Origin of the sequence: Phocaeicola sp. (genome assembly GCF_048170425.1) — a bacterium.
Taxonomy (GTDB): domain Bacteria; phylum Bacteroidota; class Bacteroidia; order Bacteroidales; family Bacteroidaceae; genus Phocaeicola.
Map to the genome: position 1 here is coordinate 1 of NZ_DBEXBB010000301.1, position 2,627 is coordinate 2,627.

Annotated in this window: 1 protein-coding gene and 2 tRNA genes; all 3 read right to left on the minus strand. The window is 52.0% G+C overall.

Going from position 1 to position 2,627, the window contains the following annotated elements:
- Positions 1 to 188: 188 nt before the first annotated feature.
- Positions 189 to 263 (minus strand) — tRNA-Pro (locus ACMJ0U_RS11625).
- 34 nt (positions 264 to 297) lie between these two features.
- Positions 298 to 372 (minus strand) — tRNA-Pro (locus ACMJ0U_RS11630).
- Positions 373 to 530: 158 nt separating this feature from the next.
- Positions 531 to 2,627, minus strand: a 2,097-nt coding sequence (locus ACMJ0U_RS11635) for a prolyl oligopeptidase family serine peptidase (RefSeq protein WP_417130071.1), incomplete at its 5' end; no start/stop codon positions are given.

Sequence of the window (2,627 nt, forward strand, 5' to 3'; positions counted from 1 at the left end):
CGGAGTATTTCCCCCGTTTTGGCTGCCAAACCTTATTTTCGGGGGAATACCTAAAGATACAAAAAAGCCAACTAATTCGCAATACTTTTTGTATGAATTAGTTGGCTAATTTTATACTATTTACTGAGTGTCCCTAATAAAAGAAGAAAGGCAACTCAACCGTATTGGCTAAGTTGCCTTTCTTCTTGTCGGGGTAGCGGGATTCGAACCCACGACCCCCTGCTCCCAAAGCAGGTGCGCTAACCGGACTGCGCTACACCCCGGACGATGTAATAACTTTCACTTTTTTGACTTCTGTCGGGGTAGCGGGATTCGAACCCACGACCCCCTGCTCCCAAAGCAGGTGCGCTAACCGGACTGCGCTACACCCCGAAGTGTCTTTCTCAAAAGCGTTGCAAAGGTATGGCTTTTTATTTTAATATGCAAATCCGGACACCCTTTTTTTGTTGGATTCTTTCTGGATTTTTTTGAATCGTTTGAAATCCAGTAGGATAGAAAAATCTTTTTTAGGGTGTCCGGATGTGTGTGGCTTATTTCTGTGGCTTCAGCCAGCGGTCAAGCCAGTTGAAGAAGGTGCGTTGCCACAAGATACCGTTCTGCGGTTTCAGTACCCAGTGGTTTTCGTCCGGGAAAATCAGCAGTTCGGCAGGAATTCCTCTCAGTTTGGCAGCGTTGAATGCGGCCATGCCCTGCGAAGCCAGGATGCGGTAGTCTTTCTCGCCGTGGATGCAGAGGATAGGCGTATCCCATTTGTCGACAAACAGGTGAGGAGAGTTGGCATAGCTACGCTTTACAGCTGGGTTGTTCTTGTCCCAGTACGGGCCTCCCAAATCCCAGTTGGTGAACCAGAGTTCTTCGGTTTCGAGATACTGCTGCTCCATGTTGAAGAATCCGTCGTGTGCGATGAAGGCCTTGAAACGCTTGTTGTGGTGTCCGGCCAGCCAGTACACTGAGTATCCTCCGAAGCTGGCACCTACGCAGCCCAGGCGGTCTTTGTCTACGTACGGTTCCTTGGCAATGTCGTCGATGGCAGTCAGGTAGTCGTCCATGCAGTGTCCGCCGTAGTTGGTGCTGATTTCTTCCAGCCATTCCATGCCGAATCCCGGCAGACCGCGGCGGTTGGGGGCGATGATGATGTAATCGTTGGCGGCCATAATCTGGAAGTTCCAGCGGTAGCTCCAGAACTGGCTGACGGGGCTTTGCGGACCGCCCTCGCAGAACAGCAGGGTGGGGTATTTCTTGTTCGGGTCGAAGTCTACCGGATAGATTACCCAGGAAAGCATGTCTTTTCCGTCGACTGTCTTTGTCCAGCGGGCTTCTACTTTACCTAATTTCAGTTGCTTGAAGATGTGGTCATTTTCCTGCGTGATGCGGGTTACCTCGTTGGCCTTGTTCAGGTTGACGGTGAACAGTTCGTCAGCTTCGCTGATAGAGTGGCGCTTGGTCAGCAATTGTCCATTGCCCAGCATTTCCACAGAAGCATAGTCGTACATGCCTTCTGTAAGCTGTTCTACCTCTCCCTTCAGGTTCGTACGGTGAATCATGCTGGTGGCATGCCATACACCGGTGAAATAGAGTGTCTGGTTGTCGGGAGCCCAGCAGTAGCTGTCTACGCCTGACTGGAAGGCTTCGGTTACGTATGTTTTCTTACCGCTCTTCAAATCCATTACGCAAAGGCGGTTGCGGTCGCTTTCGTATCCGTCGCGTTCCATGCTTTGCCAGGCAATGAATCCGCCGTCGGGTGAGAACTGCGGGTTCGTGTCGTAACCCATGTTCTTGTCGGTAGCGTCTTCCTTGCAGAGATTGCGGGTCTGCTTGGTTTCCAGGTTATACAGGTAAATGTCTGAATCGGTAGAAATGGTGTATTCCAGTCCGGTTTTCTTGCGGCAGGTATACGCGATGGATTTGGAGTCAGGGCTCCAGGTAAGCTGTTCGATGCCACCGAAAGGCTTCATCGGCGATTCGTAGGGTTCGCCAGCCAGAATGTCGGTAGCTTCGTCTACCTTGTTTCTGGCAAACGGAGCCACGAACGGATGCGGTACGGTCTGTACCCACTCATCCCAGTGCTTGTACATCAGGTCGTCTATCACCATTCCGCTGGCTTTGTCCAGGTCAGGATACTTGTCGACGGTACGTTCGCCGTATTTCACCTGTGAGATGAAAAGCACCTTACTTTCGTCGGGTGAGAACTTGAATCCGTCAATTCCTCCGGCAAATGAAGAAAGCTGTACGCGTTCGCTGCCGTCGGGGTTCATCTCCCAAATCTGGTTGTTTCCGTCGGCATCCGGTGCCAGGAAAGCAAGTTTGCTGCCATTCTTGATCCATGCGGGTTCTCCTTCGCTGGCAGCTGTAGTAGTGAGCAGTTGGTTGCTCGAGCCATCGGCGTTCATCACGTAGATTACCAGGTGGCTCTTGTTCTCTTTCACACTGTAGTAAGACACGGTGTAGGCAATGCGTTTGCCATCGGGCGATACGCAGGAGCTTCCGATGCGTCCCATGGCCCAGAGTGTTTCAGGAGTCATACGGCCGTCTTTTACCGTCACCTCCTGCTTGCCGATGACGGGGCCGTTTGTCTGTGCGGCTTTTTCAGGACCCACACAGGCCGATGTGGCGAGCATCATGGCTGC